We start from the raw sequence: 13,872 nt of genomic DNA, 5'->3' as shown, positions 1-13,872 counted from the left end.
GACCCGCGGCTCGGCCGCGGGTCCGTCGCGGCCCGCGCGGTCCGCACCGCCCCCGGGCGCCTCGGACGCCGGCCGCGAGGACCGGTCCGACTCCGCCCGGCCTCCGGCCGGTTCCTCCTGGTCCGGCTCGTCCGGCTGGTCCTTCGCGTCCCGGCCGGCCGGGCTCGCGCCGGCCCGGGCCCCGTCCCGGTCCTGCGGCCGGCCGTCGCTCCCGGCCGCCGTACCGGCCTTGGCCCTGGCGTCGACCTCGGCCTCGGCCGCGGCCACGACCTCCTTCGGCACCCGCAGGGCCGTGGTGGCGTTGTCCACCGGCAGGCGCAGCGCGGTGGTCCGGGAGTCCAGATCCTGGACACGCAGCTGCACCGTGGAGCTGCTCGACCCGGTACCCGACCCGGCCTGCTCGGGCTCGGCCGGCCCGCTCTCGCCGTCGTTGCGCACTCCGTCGGGGGACTCGCCCACGTGACCCACTCCTCCTTGTCCGCCCGGCCCTGCCCGGGCCGACCGTCGAGTTACCGCCGAGTTCTTTTTTCGCGCAGGTTCTCGTCCTGCTCCGCTAGCAGTACAGTCTCCGGCACCGGAGACCCCGGGGGCGCGCGCACCCCGCCCGACCGGCGGTTATTGCGCCCGCCCGGGCTGCTCCCCGGTTCAGACGCTGCGCCCTTCGGCGGCGGTTCCCCGGCTCACGGGGCCTTGTGCGGCAAGGTCACGATTCGGAGGCGTACTCGACAAGCCTGTGTGAGAGGCGTCACTCTGTCATTCATCCACGCGGGGAGGCTTGGATGGGCAGGAGCCGCAGAACAATTCCCGAGGAGCTGTTGCTGCTCGCACTGGACCCGGCCACGGGTACCACGGCGCAGCCGCAGACCCTCGACCTCGGACTTGCCGGGGCACAGCTGGTGGAGCTGTCCCTGGCCGGACGGATAGTCCCGGACGGAGATCGGATCGCCGTGGTGATGGCCCGGCCGACCGGTGATCCCACCCTGGACCACGCACTGGAACTGCTGCGCCGACGTGGCAGTCCGGTCCGTGCCGCGCACTGGATCGGTGGGCCCCGGCTGGGGCTGCGCCAGACGTACCTCGCGCACCTCGAACGGTGCGGGATGGTGACGGCGGTGCCGGGCCAGATGTGCGGTGTGCTGCCGACGACGCGCTATCAGGCGTCCGACGACTGCACCAACGGCGCGATCAAGCAGCGGCTCGACACCGCGATCCGGACCGGCGTGCCGCCGGACCCCCGGACGGCGGCGCTGGCCGCGCTGGCCCACGCGGTCGGACTGGGGAAGCACCTCTACCCCGGTAACGAGGGCAGGTCCTCGCGGTCACGGCTGCGCGACCTGATCCGCTACGACCCGCTGGGCGGCATGGTCGCGCACGCCGTCATGGACGTGCAGAACGGCCTGCCGGTCCAGCAGAACCGCGCGCCGGCGAGCCCGCCCGGCCGCCCCGCACCGGGGCGTGGTGTGGCAGCACGGGTGGGCGCGCGATGACCGGCGCGCGCTGTTAGGTGGCTAGGCACTTCTCGGGGCGGTCCCGCCCGGCGCACCAGACGCCGGTCGGGCCGCCCCGCAGCCGTTCCGGGACGGGACGGCTGCGGGGGCGGTGAGGCGCCGGTGAGCGGACGGCGAGGCCGTCACCGGGACCGGTCCGCCGACCGACCGGTCCACCCGCCGAGCGCGCGCCGCGCACCGGCCGCCGCGCACCGGCCGCCGTCCTCCACCTGCGGCCCCCGGGCGCAAGCCGTCCCGGACCGCGTCCGCAGGCACGGACGCCGCGCGCCTCACCGTCCGTGCGAGGGCATACAGTCGGATCCGGCGGGCCGGTCCGCCGTCCGACCCACCGTCAGGTTCACGGTCCGACCCATCGTCAGATGCGGTGCCCGGCACCGGGCGAGGGCGGCGGCGCACGGCTCGGCGGGGGCGCGACCGTGTGCCGCGAACGCCCTTACCGGTAAGGGTGGTCGGAGCGCAAGGCCCATGATCCGGAATGAACGGTTTTCCGATGATCTGTTCTACTGCGCTCAGGTGATTCCCCGGCACGGACCGGAGACGAGATGGCATGCTGCTCCACATCAGGGGGTTGGTACCAATTTCCACACTCTTCCGAGGCGCCGCGCCGTCCGCCGCGCCAGAGGACCGGCCGGAGGTCGATGTGTCCACCAGCGTCAATCCCACAGTCCGGCGCCGGAGACTCGGTGCCGAGCTGCGGCGCCTGCGTGAACTGCGGCAGATGACCGCCGAAGAGGTGGCCGGCCGCCTGATGGTCTCCCAGTCGAAGATCAGCCGGCTGGAGAACGGGCGTCGCAGCATCAGCCAGCGGGACGTGCGCGACCTGTGCGACGTCTACGAGGTGACGGACGAACGGATCCGGGCCGGCCTGATGGAGATGGCCCGGGAGTCCCGGCAGCGCGGCTGGTGGCACGACTTCGGCGACATCCCGTACAGCGTGTACATCGGTCTGGAGGCGGAGGCCTCGTCGATCCGGGCCTACGAATCCTCGTTCATCCCGGGCCTGTTGCAGACCAGGGAGTACGCCGAGGCGGTGGTGGCGGGCACCCAGCCCGACACCGACCCGGGCGCGATCAAGCGGCGGGTGGACGTCCGGCTGAAGCGGCAGGACCGGATCTACGGCGAGGACCAGCTCGGGAGCCTGTGGGTGGTCATAGACGAGGCCGTGCTCCGCCGGGCGGTGGGCAGCCCGGCGGTGATGGCCGACCAGCTGGACCAGCTGCTGACGCTGAGCCAGCGGGCCAACATCAACCTGCAGGTGATCCCCTTCGACTACGGGGCACACCCCGGTATGACCGGGACATTCTCCCTGATGGAGTTCCCCGAGTCCGCGGATTCGACAGTTGTCTACTTCGAAGGGGTGACGAGCGATCTCTACCTGGAGAAGGACGCCGACGTCCGCCGCTATACCAATCTCTATGACCACCTGCGGGCCGCAGCACTCAGCGTCGCGGAGAGCCGGTCATTGATCCACACCTACGTAGAGAGGTTCAGAGCCACATGAGCACCAAGTCCACGAGCAACCTGACCTGGCGCAAGAGCAGCCACAGCGGCGGCAACGGCGCATGCGTGGAGATCGCGGTCCCCAGCTCCGTCTCGATCGCCGTACGTGACTCCAAGGACCCCGAGGGCCCGCAGCTGCACTTCTCCAACGAGGGCTGGGCGGCGTTCGCCGCCGCGGCCGCGGCCGGCGCCTTCGGCGAGGTCTGACCGGTCCGTCGCACGCCCGGTGCCCGCCGCCGTCCCGCGGCGGGCACCGCTGCGTACCGGGGGCCGGGGGCGCGCGGCCGTGGGCCGGCGGCCGGGGGTCAGCCCGTCGGGTAGCGGGTCCGCCAGCCCTCGGTGCCGTGCAGTTCCGGGCCGTGCATGAGTTCCAGGACGAAGTCGTCGGCCAGCTCCAGGATGGCGCCGCGGCCCTCCAGTTCGACCACCAGCTCGGACGGCAGTGCCGTCTCCCCGTGCAGTACCCCGAGCAGGTTGCCGCAGACCGAGCCGGTGGAGTCGCTGTCCCCGGAGTGGTTGACGGCCAGCAGCAGACCGGACTTCACGTCCTCGGCGACCAGGGCGCAGTACAGCCCGATGGACAGCGCCTCCTCGGCCACCCAGCCCTCCCCGAGCGCCTCCACCCGCTTCTGCGAGGGTGCGCCGGCCCGGACGGCGTCCAGGGCGGCCCGGAGCGCGGCGGTGGTCTCCTCGTGCCGGGGCCGCTCGGAGAGCAGCGCGAGGGCGAGGTGCACCCCTTCCTCCAGGGTGCCGCCGCGGGCCACCGTGTGGACGATCACCGCGAAGGCACCGGCCGAGAGGTAGCCGGTGGGGTGGCCGTGGGTCAGCACCGAGCACTCGACGGCGAGCTGGAAGACCAGGCCGGGCTCCCAGGCGGTGAGCAGGCCGAACGGCGCGGCCCGCATCACGGTGCCGCACCCCTTGGAGTGCGGGTTGCGGGGCTGCTCGACGGTGCCGAGCCGGTCGGCGTCCGGGCCGGAGAGACCGGAGAGGCAGGACTGGCCGGGGGCGCGCTGCGCGTACAGCCACTCCTCGCGGCCGAGCCAGCCGAGGTCGGGGCGGCGCTCGTCCGGGCCCCAGTCGCGCTGGGTGGCGGCCCAGCGCAGGTAGGCGCGGTGGACGTCGGTGGGCGGGTGCCAGTTGCCGCCGTCGCGGCTGATGTGCGCCCGGATCAGGCCGTCCAGGGTGTAGAGCGTCATCTGGGTGTCGTCGGTGATCGCTCCGCGCCGTCCGTACGCCGGGACGTACCCGGTGACGCCCTTCGGGCCGTGGGCGGCGACGATCTTCTCCAGCGACTCGAACTCGATCCCGGCGCCGAGCGCGTCACCGATCGCCCCGCCCAGCAGGCAGCCCCGTACCCGGCTGCGGAAGTCCTGCTGCTGCGCGCGTGACCACAGGGGCATCACAGAAGGGCCTTTCGTCCGGCGGGCGCCCGCTTTCGTTCGAGCGCCACCGCACTGTATTCGAAGAGGTTGTCGGGTTCACCTCCCGACCTCGGACGTCCGCCCCCCGGCCCCGGACGCCAGATCTTCAACATTTTGTTGATATCGGGACATTCGCAGGCCACCGGGGTCCGACCCGGCCTGCCTAGGGGTCCCGGGCCATGACCACCATCCCCCGCCGCCCGGCCGTCGCGGCGGCCCTCACCGCCGCCCTGACCGCCGGTGCCGCCACCCTCGCCGGCCCGGCCTCGGCCGCGCCGCTGCCCGCGCAGGCGCAGCACACCCGGATCCCGTTCACCGCCGCCACCGCCACCCAGCAGGCCGACGGCAGCTTCAGCCTCACCTGGACCGCCCCCGGCGTCCGCAAGGTCACCGTGTACGCCGGCACCGACCGCGACCGCGTCGCGCACCGGGTGCCGGTCGCCCGCGGCAACGGCTCCGCCACCGTCACCGTCAAAGGCCTGGCCGCCGCCGACCGCTGGTACTTCGACCTGGTGCCGGACCGCGGCGAGGCGCTGACCGTGGCCGACCGCTCGCTGCACCTGGCCTCGGCGCCCAACTTCCGCGACGAGGGCGGCTACCGCACCGCCGACGGCCACTGGGTGAAGCTGGGCGTGGTCTACCGCTCGGACGACCTCGGCCGGCTGACCGACACCGACCTGGCCGAGCTCCGCCGCCTCGGCATCCGGACCGTGTTCGACCTGCGCACCCCCGCCGAGCGGACCGCGGCGCCGGACAAGGTCCCGGCCGGTGCCACAGTGGTCGCCGCCAACGTGCTCGGCGTCGCCGACACCGGTGCCTTCAACGTGACCACCCCGCAGGCCGCCGTCCGGGCCATGGTGGACGCGGAGCGGACCATGGTCTCCGCCGACAGTGCGAAGGCCGCCTACCGTTCGGTGCTGGACGCGGTCGGCGAGGGCCGGGGCGCGGTGCTCTTCCACTGCACCGCGGGCAAGGACCGCACCGGCTGGGCCGGTGCCACCCTGCTGACCGCGCTCGGCGTGCCGCGCGGCACCGTCGAGGCCGACTACCTGGCCAGCAACACCTACCGGGCCGAGGCCAACGCGGCCGTCCTGGCGAAGCTGCCGCCGGCCTACCAGGCCGTCTACAAGCCGCTGCTGGACGTCCGCCCCGAGTACCTGAACGCCGGCTTCGACCAGGTCGCCGCCGACTTCGGCTCCTTCGACGCCTACCTGGACAAGGGGCTGCACCAGGACCGGCGCGACCTGCGCGACCTGCGCCGGGACCTGCTGGTCGGCTGAGCCACCGGCGAACTCGGCATCGAGGTGCGCCACGGGCCGCCGTCCGGCTGAGCGCCGCCCCACAGGACGCCCCACGGCACGCCGTCCGGCCGAGGGCCGTGGGGCGGCGGGCCCGGGCGTTCCCCGGCGGTCAGTCCAGGACCGGCAGCAGCTCCGGCAGGTGTCCGTCGGAGGCGAGCGCGGCGGCGCGGCGTTCGGCGGGCACCTCGCCGTAGGTGGTGGTGCGCTGGCGGTGCGGCCGGCCGGCCGCCTCCGCGATCGACTGCAGCTCCCGGACCGACTTGTAGCTGCCGTACCGGGATCCGGCCATCCGGGAGATGGTCTCCTCCATCAGGGTGCCGCCGAGGTCGTTGGCGCCGGAGCGGAGCATCTCGGCGGCGCCCTCGGCGCCCAGCTTCACCCAGCTGGTCTGGATGTTGGGGATGTGCGGGTGCAGCAGCAGCCGGGCCATCGCCACCACGGCCCGGTTGTCGCGCGCGGTCGGGCCCGGCCGGGCGATGCCGGCCAGGTACACCGGGGCGTTGGTGTGGATGAACGGCAGCGTGACGAACTCGGTGAACCCGCCGGTGCGTTGCTGGATCCGGGCGAGCAGCCGCAGGTGGCCGAGCCAGTGCGCCGGGGTGTCGACGTGGCCGTACATCATGGTCGAGGACGAGCGCAGGCCCAGCTCGTGGGCGGTGGAGACCACCTCCACCCAGGTGGCGGCGGGGAGTTTGCCCTTGGTGAGCACCCAGCGGACCTCGTCGTCGAGGATCTCGGCGGCCGTGCCGGGGATGCTGTCGAGGCCGGCCTCCTTGGCCTGCTGGAGCCAGTCGCGGATCGACAGCCCGGTCCTGGTCGCGCCGTTGACCACCTCCATCGGGGAGAAGGCGTGCACGTGGATGCCCGGCACCCGGGCCTTCACGGCGCGGGCGATGTCGAAGTAGGCCGTGCCGGGCAGGTCCGGGTGGATGCCGCCCTGCATGCAGACCTCGGTGGCCCCGACCTCCCAGGCCTGCTCGGCCCGGTCGGCGACCTGTTCCAGCGAGAGGGTGTAGGCGTCGGCGTCGGTGCGGCGCTGGGCGAAGGCGCAGAACCGGCAGCCGGTGTAGCAGACGTTGGTGAAGTTGATGTTCCGGGTGACGCAGTAGGTGACCTCCTCGCCGACCGCGGAGCGGCGCACGTCGTCGGCGATCCGGCAGAGCGCGTCCAGGGCCGGGCCGTCGGCGTGGAACAGGGCGAGGGCCTGCTCGTCCGTCAGCCGGGTGGGGTCGTCGGCGGCGACGGCCAGCGCCTCGCGCAGGTCGCCCGCCAGCCGCTCGGGGGCGCTCGCGGCGACCTGTTCGCGCAGCGCCTCCCAGTCCCCGTACACCTCGTCGAAGTCCGCCCGCCGGTCCCCCGTCCGCCCCTCGGTGTCGATGGTGCGGTGCAGGTCGGTGCGCCCGTACGAGGCGGGCAGGTCCTCCGGCTCCTGCCAGGGCAGCCCGGCGGGGAAGGCGTCCGGCCGGGCCAGCCCGGTCTCCGGGTCGGCCAGTGCCCGGACGTGCGGCATGATCCGCGGGTCCAGCCAGGGCTCGCCGCGCAGCAGGTACTCGGGGTACACGGTGAGCCGCTCGCGCAGCTCGAAGCCCTCCGCGGCGGTGCGGGCGGCCAGCTCCTCGATGTGCGGCCAGGGCCGCTCGGGGTTGACGTGGTCGGGGGTCAGCGGGGAGACGCCGCCCCAGTCGTCGATGCCCGCGCCGATGATCAGCGGGTACTGCTCGTCGACCAGGTTCGGCGGTGCCTGGATCCGGGCGGCGGGTCCGAGCACCAGCCGGGTCACCGCGATGGCGGCGGCCAGTTCGGACAGTTCGGCGTCCGGCATGGCGCGCATCGCGGTGTCCGGCTTGGCCCGGAAGTTCTGCACGATCACTTCCTGGACGCCGTGGTACTGCCGGGAGATCCGCCGGATCGCGAACAGCGCGTCGGCCCGCTCCTCGTACGTCTCGCCGATGCCGATCAGCACCCCGGTGGTGAAGGGGACGGCGCTGCGGCCCGCGTCCTCCAGCACCCGCAGCCGTACGGCCGGCTCCTTGTCCGGCGAGCCGTGGTGCGGACCGCCGGGCTCGGACCACAGCCGGGTCGCGGTGGTCTCCAGCATCATGCCCATGGACGGGGCGACCGGCTTGAGCCGCTGGAAGTCGGTCCAGCTCAGCACCCCGGGGTTGAGGTGGGGAAGCAGGCCGGTCTCCTCCAGCACCCGCACCGCCATCGCCCGCACATAGGCGAGGGTGTCGTCGTACCCGTGCGCGTCCAGCCACTCGCGGGCCTCGGGCCAGCGGTCCTCGGGCCGGTCGCCGAGCGTGAACAGGGCCTCCTTGCAGCCCAGGGATGCACCCTGACGGGCGATCTCCAGTACCTCGTCCGGGGAGAGGAACATGCCGTGCCCGGCCCGCTTCAGCTTGCCCGGCACGGTGACGAAGGTGCAGTAGTGGCAGCGGTCCCGGCACAGCCGGGTGAGCGGGATGAACACCTTCTTGGAGTACGTGATCACCCCGGGCCGCCCGGCCTCGGCGAGCCCGGCGTCCCGGACCCGGGCCGCCCCGGCGCACAGGTCCCGCAGGTCCTCGCCCCTGGCCTGGAGCAGCACCGCGGCCTCGCCCGGATCCAGCGCGACGCCGTCCCGGGCCCGGCGCAGCGCCCGGCGCATCGAGTTGGCGGTGGGGGCGGGCCGGGGTTCGGGCCGAGGGGCGTCCGTTGCGTCCATGGGGTGACGATACGCGAGCCGTCAGACCGCAGGAGGATCCGACCCTGACCCGGGCTCAGGGTCGGGTGGGTCGCCAGGCGTACGCCGGTCTGAGCCTGTGGAGCGATGCCCGGGGCGGGTCGCAGGGCCTCTAATGGGTAGGGCAACAGCAGCTACCGAGGGTGGGAGAACATGGTGGATCAGGACACGCCGTACCGCACGCGGCGCCGCACGGTGGGACGGGTACTGGTGCCCGTGGCCGTCGGGGCCGTGGTCGCGGCCGGTGCCGGGCTGGTGCCCGCGCTGGCCAGCGACTCCGCGCCGAACCTGCCGGCGGTCAGCGCCGAGCAGCTGGTGGCGAAGGTGCTGGGCAGTGAGACCGACGCGTTCAGCGGCACGGTGAAGGTCAAGGCCGATCTCGGGGTGCCGTCCCAGCTGCTGGGCGCGGCCGGGGGCGGCGGCGCGTCGCCGCAGGCGAAGGCGCTCGAACTGCTCGGCGGCGAGCACACCCTGCAGGTGGCCGCGGACGGGCCGGACCGGCAGCGGCTCGGCCTGGTCGGCGAGCTGGGCGGCTACGAGGTGGTGCACAACGGCGACCAGCTCTGGGCCTGGGACAGCAAGGCCAACGAGGCGCACCACGTGGTGCTGCCGAAGGACGCCGGGCACGGCCGGGCGGCCGGGGCTCCGCTCGGGGCGGGCTCGCTGACGCCGCAGGAGCTGGCGAAGCAGGTCCTGGCGGCGGGTGCAGGCACCACCTCGGTGACGGTGGACGGCACCGTCGAGGTCGCCGGGCGCGCCGCGTACAAGCTGAGCGTGAAGCCCACCCAGGCCGGCTCGACCGTCCGTGAGGTACGGATCGCGGTCGACGCGGAGCACGGGGTGCCGCTCGGGGTGCTGGTGCAGGTCGCCGGTGGCGGCAGCCCGGTGCTGGACGCGCACTTCAGCTCGGTGTCGTTCGCCACCCCGGCCGCGAAGACCTTCGAGTTCAGCGCGCCGAAGGGCGCCAAGGTGACGGAGGGCCGGGACGCCGCGGCGGGTGCGCCCGCGGGCGCCGCCGAGGCCGCCGAGGCTGCCGGGGCCGCGCGTGGGAAGGCCGAGCCCGCCCGGCCGGGCGGGGACCCCGGAGTCAACGTGGTCGGGGAGGGGTGGACGGCGGTGCTCTCCACCCGGCTGCCCGAGGGCGGCCCGTCGGCCGGGGCCGGCCAGGACGCCCGCGGCCACGGCAAGGGCGGGCCGGACAACCCGCTCGCGCTGGTGAAGTCGCTGGGCAAGCCGGTCGGCGGCGGTTCGCTGATCAGCACCCGGCTGCTGAACGTGCTGGTCACCGATGACGGCCGGGTCTTCGCGGGTGCCGTGACGCTGCCGGTGCTGCAGAGCGCGGCCGGGGTGAAGTAGGTGGCCTCTCCGGTGACGGAGCGGTCGACGGGCCGGGCCGCCGAGGGCGGCCCGGCCCCTTCCGCCGCCGACGACGTGATCCGCACCCGCGGACTGACCAAGCGGTTCGGCGGCGGCCAGCTCGCCGTCGACGGGCTGGACCTGACGGTCCCCCGGGGCAGTGTCTTCGGCTTCCTCGGGCCCAACGGTTCCGGCAAGACCACCACCATCCGGATGCTGATGGGCCTGATCGCGCCCACCGCCGGCGTGGCGACGGTGCTCGGCGGGCAGATGCCGCAGTCGGCCGGCCGGGTGCTGCCCAGGGTCGGCGCGCTGATCGAGGGCCCGGCCCTGTACGGCTTCCTCTCCGGCCGGGACAACCTGGCGCGGTTCGACGCGGCCGACCCGACCGCCGACCCGGCCACCCGCAGGCGCCGGGTCGGCGAGGCGCTGGAGCGGGTCGGGCTGACGGCGGCGGCCGGCAAGAAGGCCAAGGCGTACTCGCTCGGCATGAAGCAGCGCCTGGGGCTGGCGTCGGCCCTGCTGGTGCCGCGTGAGCTGCTGGTGCTGGACGAGCCCACCAACGGGCTGGACCCGCAGGGCATGCGGGAGATCCGGGCGCTGGTGCGGGAGGTCGCGGCGGAGGGCACCACGGTGTTCCTCTCCTCCCACCTGCTGGACGAGATCGAGCAGGTCTGCTCCCATGCGGCGGTGATGTCCCGGGGCCGGCTGCTGGTCCAGGGCACGGTGGCCGAGCTGGCCGCCCGGGCGCAGGGCCGGCTGGTGGTCCGTACCCCGGACGTGGAGCAGGCGGCGAAGGTGCTGGCCGCGCACCGGGTGGCGGAGGTCCGGGCCGGGGACGGCCGGGTGGAGGGCACCGCCGAGTTCGGCGAGCAGGTACTGGCGGAGCTGTGCGCCGCGCTGGTGGGGGCCGGGGTTCGGGTGCACGGCTTCGGGGTGGAGCGCGGCACGCTGGAGGACGCCTTCGTGGCGCTGACCGGGGAGGGATTCGATGTCGCGGGCTGAGGTGTCGCCGGAGGAGATGGCGCCGGAGCGGGTGGCGCCGGAGCGGGCGGTGTCCGGGGCGGTGGTCCGGGCCGGGGTCCGGGCCGGGGTCCGGCCGCAGACGGCGGCGGGTTTCCTGGCGCTGTTCCGCAGCGAGGTGGGCCTGACCTTCCGGCGGGCCCGGACGCTCGCCCTGCTCTCCATCCTGGCGGCGCTGCCGGTACTGATCGGCGTGGTGGTGCGGGTCGAGACCGGCGGTGAGAGCGGCGGCGGGGGTCCGGCCTTCGTCGCCCAGGTGACCCAGAACGGGCTGTTCCTGGTCTTCACCGCTCTCGCGCTGACCCTGCCGGTGTTCCTGCCGATGTCGGTCGGGGTGGTGGCGGGCGACGCGGTCGCGGGTGAGGCGAGCGCCGGGACGCTGCGCTACCTGCTGGTCGCGCCCGCCGGGCGGACCAGGCTGCTGGCCGCCAAGTTCACGGCGGCGCTGGTGTACTGCGCGGTGGCCACGGCCGTGGTCGCCCTGTCGGCGCTGGCGACCGGCGCCGCGCTGTTCCCGATGGGCGAGGTCACCCTGCTGTCCGGGGACGCGATCGGGCCGGGCGCCGCGCTGCTGCGGGCGCTGCTGGTGGCCGCGGTGGTGGCGGCCTCGCTGGCCGGGCTGGTCGCGATCGGCCTGTTCGTCTCCACCCTGACGGGCAGTGGGATCGCCGCGATGGCGACCACCGTGGTGCTGGTGATCACGGTGCAGATCCTGGACAGTTTCCCGCAGTTGCACGCGGTGCAGCCGTACCTGTTCACGCACGGCTGGCTGAGCTTCGGCGATCTCCTGCGCACCCCGATGTACTGGGACAACGTGCTGGACAACCTCGGCCTGCAGGCGGTGTACGTGGCCGTGTTCGGCTCGGCGGCGTGGGCGCGGTTCGCGTCCCGGGACATCACGGCGTAGCGCCGGCGCCCGGGCCGGTCAGGCGTACGGGCCGGTCAGGCGTGCGGCGGCAGCCGGGAGGTCGCTGCGGCGCAGGCCAGCAGCGCCAGTTGGGCGGGGGCGACCAGGAACAGCGGCGACCAGTCCGGGCAGACCAGCCGGACCCCGGCGGTCAGCCCGTGCAGCCGGGCCCGGTAGGAACCCTTGAGGTCGACCCGGTCCAGCCGGTACGGCGGTGCCAGGGTGATCGTCGGACAGCCGGGGCGCTGCCACTGGATGGTCGTCGGTCCGCCGGGCGGGCCCTGGGTGAGCACCAGCTCCCCGGTCTCCGCGCTGGCGGGATCGCGCCGTACGGCGGGGACCCGGACCGGGTCCGCGACGGCTCCCGGGCGGACGGCCCGGCGCGAGGGGCGGCTGATCCGCCGCGTGAGGTCGACCATCGCAAGCCCTCCTGCGGGCCCCAGGGCACGGTGCCGAGCTGGATGCCCGGCGACAGCCGCGGGTGAACCACCCGTGGCACCCCGGACGTTAGCAGCAGAGTGCTCCGCTTGAGGAGATCCGGAAACGAGATGTTCACCCGGCCCCGGCCCGGGCACGGCGGGCCCGTACGGCCACGCGGCTTGACGGCCCGCGGCCCGGCCGGGTGGGATGGGGCGTCGTCACCGAGCGTGCAGCAGACGTTCGCCCGGCGTACCGACCGACCTGCGGCCACCGACGTCCGCACGACCGGGGGAGCCCGTCAGCATGCCGATCACCCGTAGGGGGCTCCTGCTCGGTGTGCCCGCCGTAGGGGCGCTCACCGCGCTGGCCGGGTACGGCAGGGCGGGCGCCGCGCGGGCCTCCGCGCCGGGCCCCAGCGGGCAGTTGGAGCTGTACTCCTGGTGGACCGAGGGCGCCGACCAGAACGGGCTGCTCGCGCTGCTGGCCGACTTCAAGGGCCGGGCCCCGCTGCTGGCCTGCTACAACGGGGCGCGCAGCAGCCGGGCCGCGGCCGGTCCGCAGGCCGAGCTGGAGCGCCGGCTGGCGGCCGGCGATCCGCCGGACAGCTTCCAGTGCCACGCCGGCGCCGAGCTGGCCGGCCGGGCCGCGGCCGGGCGGCTCGCCCCGCTCGACCAGCTCTACCGGCAGCAGGGCTGGGCGGAGCGCTTCCCGGCGGAGCTGCTGCCGCGGCTGCGGGGCGAGGACGGCGGCTACTACGGCGTCCCGGTCGGCATCCACCGCACCAACATGCTGTGGTCGAACCCGGCGGTGCTCTCCCGGGCCGGGGCCGACCCGGCGCCGCGGACCGTCGCGGAGCTGCTCGACAGCGCGCGCCGGGTGGCCCGGAGCGGGCCGGTCGGGCTCGCGGTCGGCGGTTCCTGGAGCTGCCGCCACCTGTGGGAGACGGTGCTGCTGGCGGGGGTCGGGCCGCAGGGCTGGGACGCGCTGTGGCGCGGTACCGGCTGGGACTCGGCGGCGGTCGCGGCGGCGCTGCGCGACCTGCGCGACCTGCTGGCGCTGAGCAACCCGGCCGACCGTTCGATGACCGGCTGGGAGGATGCCACGGCGCTGGTCGCCTCGGGGCAGGCCGGGTACCAGGTGATGGGCGACTGGGCGGAGGCGTACCTGCGCGGGACGCTGGCGCTGCGGCCGCGGGTCGGCTACGACTGGGCGGCGGCGCCGGGGACCGACGGGGTGTTCCAGTACATGAGCGACACGTTCACGCTGGCGGCGGGCGCGCGGCACCGGGAGGCCGCGCTGGCCTGGCTCGCCGAGTGCGGCAGCCTCGACGGCCAGCTGGCGTTCAACGGGGCCAAGGGCGCGATCCCGGCCCGGACCGACCTGCCGCCGCAGGCCCTGGCGCTGTTCGGGCCGTACGCGCGGTGGTCGCTGGACCAGTGGCGCGACGGTGTGGCCGTCGGCTCGCTGACCCACGGGGTGGTGGCCTCCGCGGCGTGGGGTGCGCGGATCGACGCGGCGCTGACCGTCTTCCTGGCGGACCGGGACGTACCGCGGTTCCAGGACGCGCTGGTCCGGGCGGCCGGGGGCTGATCCGGTGCCGGGCCGGGGCTCGGGTCAGGACGCGGTGGGCGTCCCGGCCGGGGTGTCGGCGGGCACGGGAGCGGTGGCGGGCGCGGGCGCAGGCGCGCCGGCCGCGGGCGTCTGCGCGCCT

11 protein-coding genes and 1 pseudogene are annotated in these 13,872 nt (G+C 74.7%); 8 read left to right on the top strand and 4 right to left on the bottom strand.

What is annotated here, in order from left to right; genetic code table 11:
• Positions 1-459 (bottom strand): annotated as a pseudogene (locus AA75_RS18820) (hypothetical protein); the annotation flags it as partial.
• A 320-nt stretch (positions 460-779) separates the two neighbouring features.
• Here AA75_RS18820 and AA75_RS18815 point away from each other — a divergent pair.
• The 3 genes from AA75_RS18815 (at position 780) to AA75_RS18805 (ending at position 3,215) form a co-directional block, all read left to right on the top strand.
• Positions 780-1,487 (top strand): GPP34 family phosphoprotein, encoded by a 708-nt coding sequence (locus tag AA75_RS18815; protein WP_033821261.1) that lies wholly within the window; start codon positions 780-782, stop codon positions 1,485-1,487.
• A gap of 661 nt (positions 1,488-2,148) precedes the next feature.
• Positions 2,149-3,009 (top strand): helix-turn-helix transcriptional regulator, encoded by an 861-nt coding sequence (locus AA75_RS18810; RefSeq protein ID WP_033821264.1) that lies wholly within the window; start codon positions 2,149-2,151, stop codon positions 3,007-3,009.
• The gene (locus tag AA75_RS18805; protein ID WP_033821260.1) at positions 3,006-3,215 is read left to right on the top strand and encodes a DUF397 domain-containing protein; all 210 of its coding nucleotides are present in this window, start codon (positions 3,006-3,008) and stop codon (positions 3,213-3,215) included. Before AA75_RS18810 ends, AA75_RS18805 begins: the two co-directional genes overlap by 4 nt.
• A 98-nt stretch (positions 3,216-3,313) precedes the next feature.
• Here the strand turns inward: AA75_RS18805 and AA75_RS18800 are convergent, their stop codons facing one another.
• On the bottom strand, positions 3,314-4,411 hold the full coding sequence (locus tag AA75_RS18800) for an ADP-ribosylglycohydrolase family protein (protein WP_033821259.1): 1,098 nt from the start codon (positions 4,409-4,411) through the stop codon (positions 3,314-3,316).
• A 200-nt stretch (positions 4,412-4,611) separates the two neighbouring features.
• On the opposite strand from AA75_RS18800, the gene AA75_RS18795 reads away from it, so the two are divergent.
• Positions 4,612-5,712, top strand: coding sequence for a tyrosine-protein phosphatase (locus AA75_RS18795; RefSeq protein WP_033821258.1), 1,101 nt, complete (start codon positions 4,612-4,614; stop codon positions 5,710-5,712).
• Positions 5,713-5,842: 130 nt separating this feature from the next.
• Here AA75_RS18795 and AA75_RS18790 read toward each other — a convergent pair whose 3' ends face one another.
• The gene (locus AA75_RS18790; RefSeq protein WP_082526630.1) at positions 5,843-8,437 is read right to left on the bottom strand and encodes a bifunctional FO biosynthesis protein CofGH; all 2,595 of its coding nucleotides are present in this window, start codon (positions 8,435-8,437) and stop codon (positions 5,843-5,845) included.
• 171 nt (positions 8,438-8,608) lie between these two features.
• On the opposite strand from AA75_RS18790, the gene AA75_RS18785 reads away from it, so the two are divergent.
• The 3 genes from AA75_RS18785 (at position 8,609) to AA75_RS18775 (ending at position 11,741) form a co-directional block, all read left to right on the top strand.
• On the top strand, positions 8,609-9,811 hold the full coding sequence (locus tag AA75_RS18785; protein WP_033821256.1) for a hypothetical protein: 1,203 nt from the start codon (positions 8,609-8,611) through the stop codon (positions 9,809-9,811).
• Positions 9,812-9,886: 75 nt separating this feature from the next.
• Positions 9,887-10,816, top strand: coding sequence for an ABC transporter ATP-binding protein (locus AA75_RS18780; RefSeq protein ID WP_233289083.1), 930 nt, complete (start codon positions 9,887-9,889; stop codon positions 10,814-10,816).
• Positions 10,803-11,741, top strand: a complete 939-nt coding sequence (locus tag AA75_RS18775) for an ABC transporter permease (RefSeq protein ID WP_033821254.1) — start codon at positions 10,803-10,805, stop codon at positions 11,739-11,741. The genes AA75_RS18780 and AA75_RS18775 overlap by 14 nt, the downstream gene beginning before the upstream one ends.
• Positions 11,742-11,776: 35 nt before the next feature.
• On the opposite strand, the gene AA75_RS18770 is transcribed toward AA75_RS18775, so the two are convergent.
• Complete coding sequence (locus tag AA75_RS18770; RefSeq protein ID WP_033821253.1) at positions 11,777-12,160, bottom strand: hypothetical protein; 384 nt, start codon at positions 12,158-12,160, stop codon at positions 11,777-11,779.
• A gap of 304 nt (positions 12,161-12,464) precedes the next feature.
• Between AA75_RS18770 and AA75_RS18765 the strand changes: the two genes are divergently transcribed.
• A complete protein-coding gene (locus AA75_RS18765; protein WP_051812748.1) occupies positions 12,465-13,751 on the top strand; it encodes an ABC transporter substrate-binding protein in 1,287 nt (428 codons plus the stop codon).
• The last annotated feature ends 121 nt before the right edge of the window (positions 13,752-13,872 follow it).

This window comes from Kitasatospora sp. MBT63 (assembly GCF_000710465.2).
Lineage (GTDB): Bacteria > Actinomycetota > Actinomycetes > Streptomycetales > Streptomycetaceae > Kitasatospora.
This window is presented reverse-complemented; position numbering and strand designations above follow the sequence as displayed.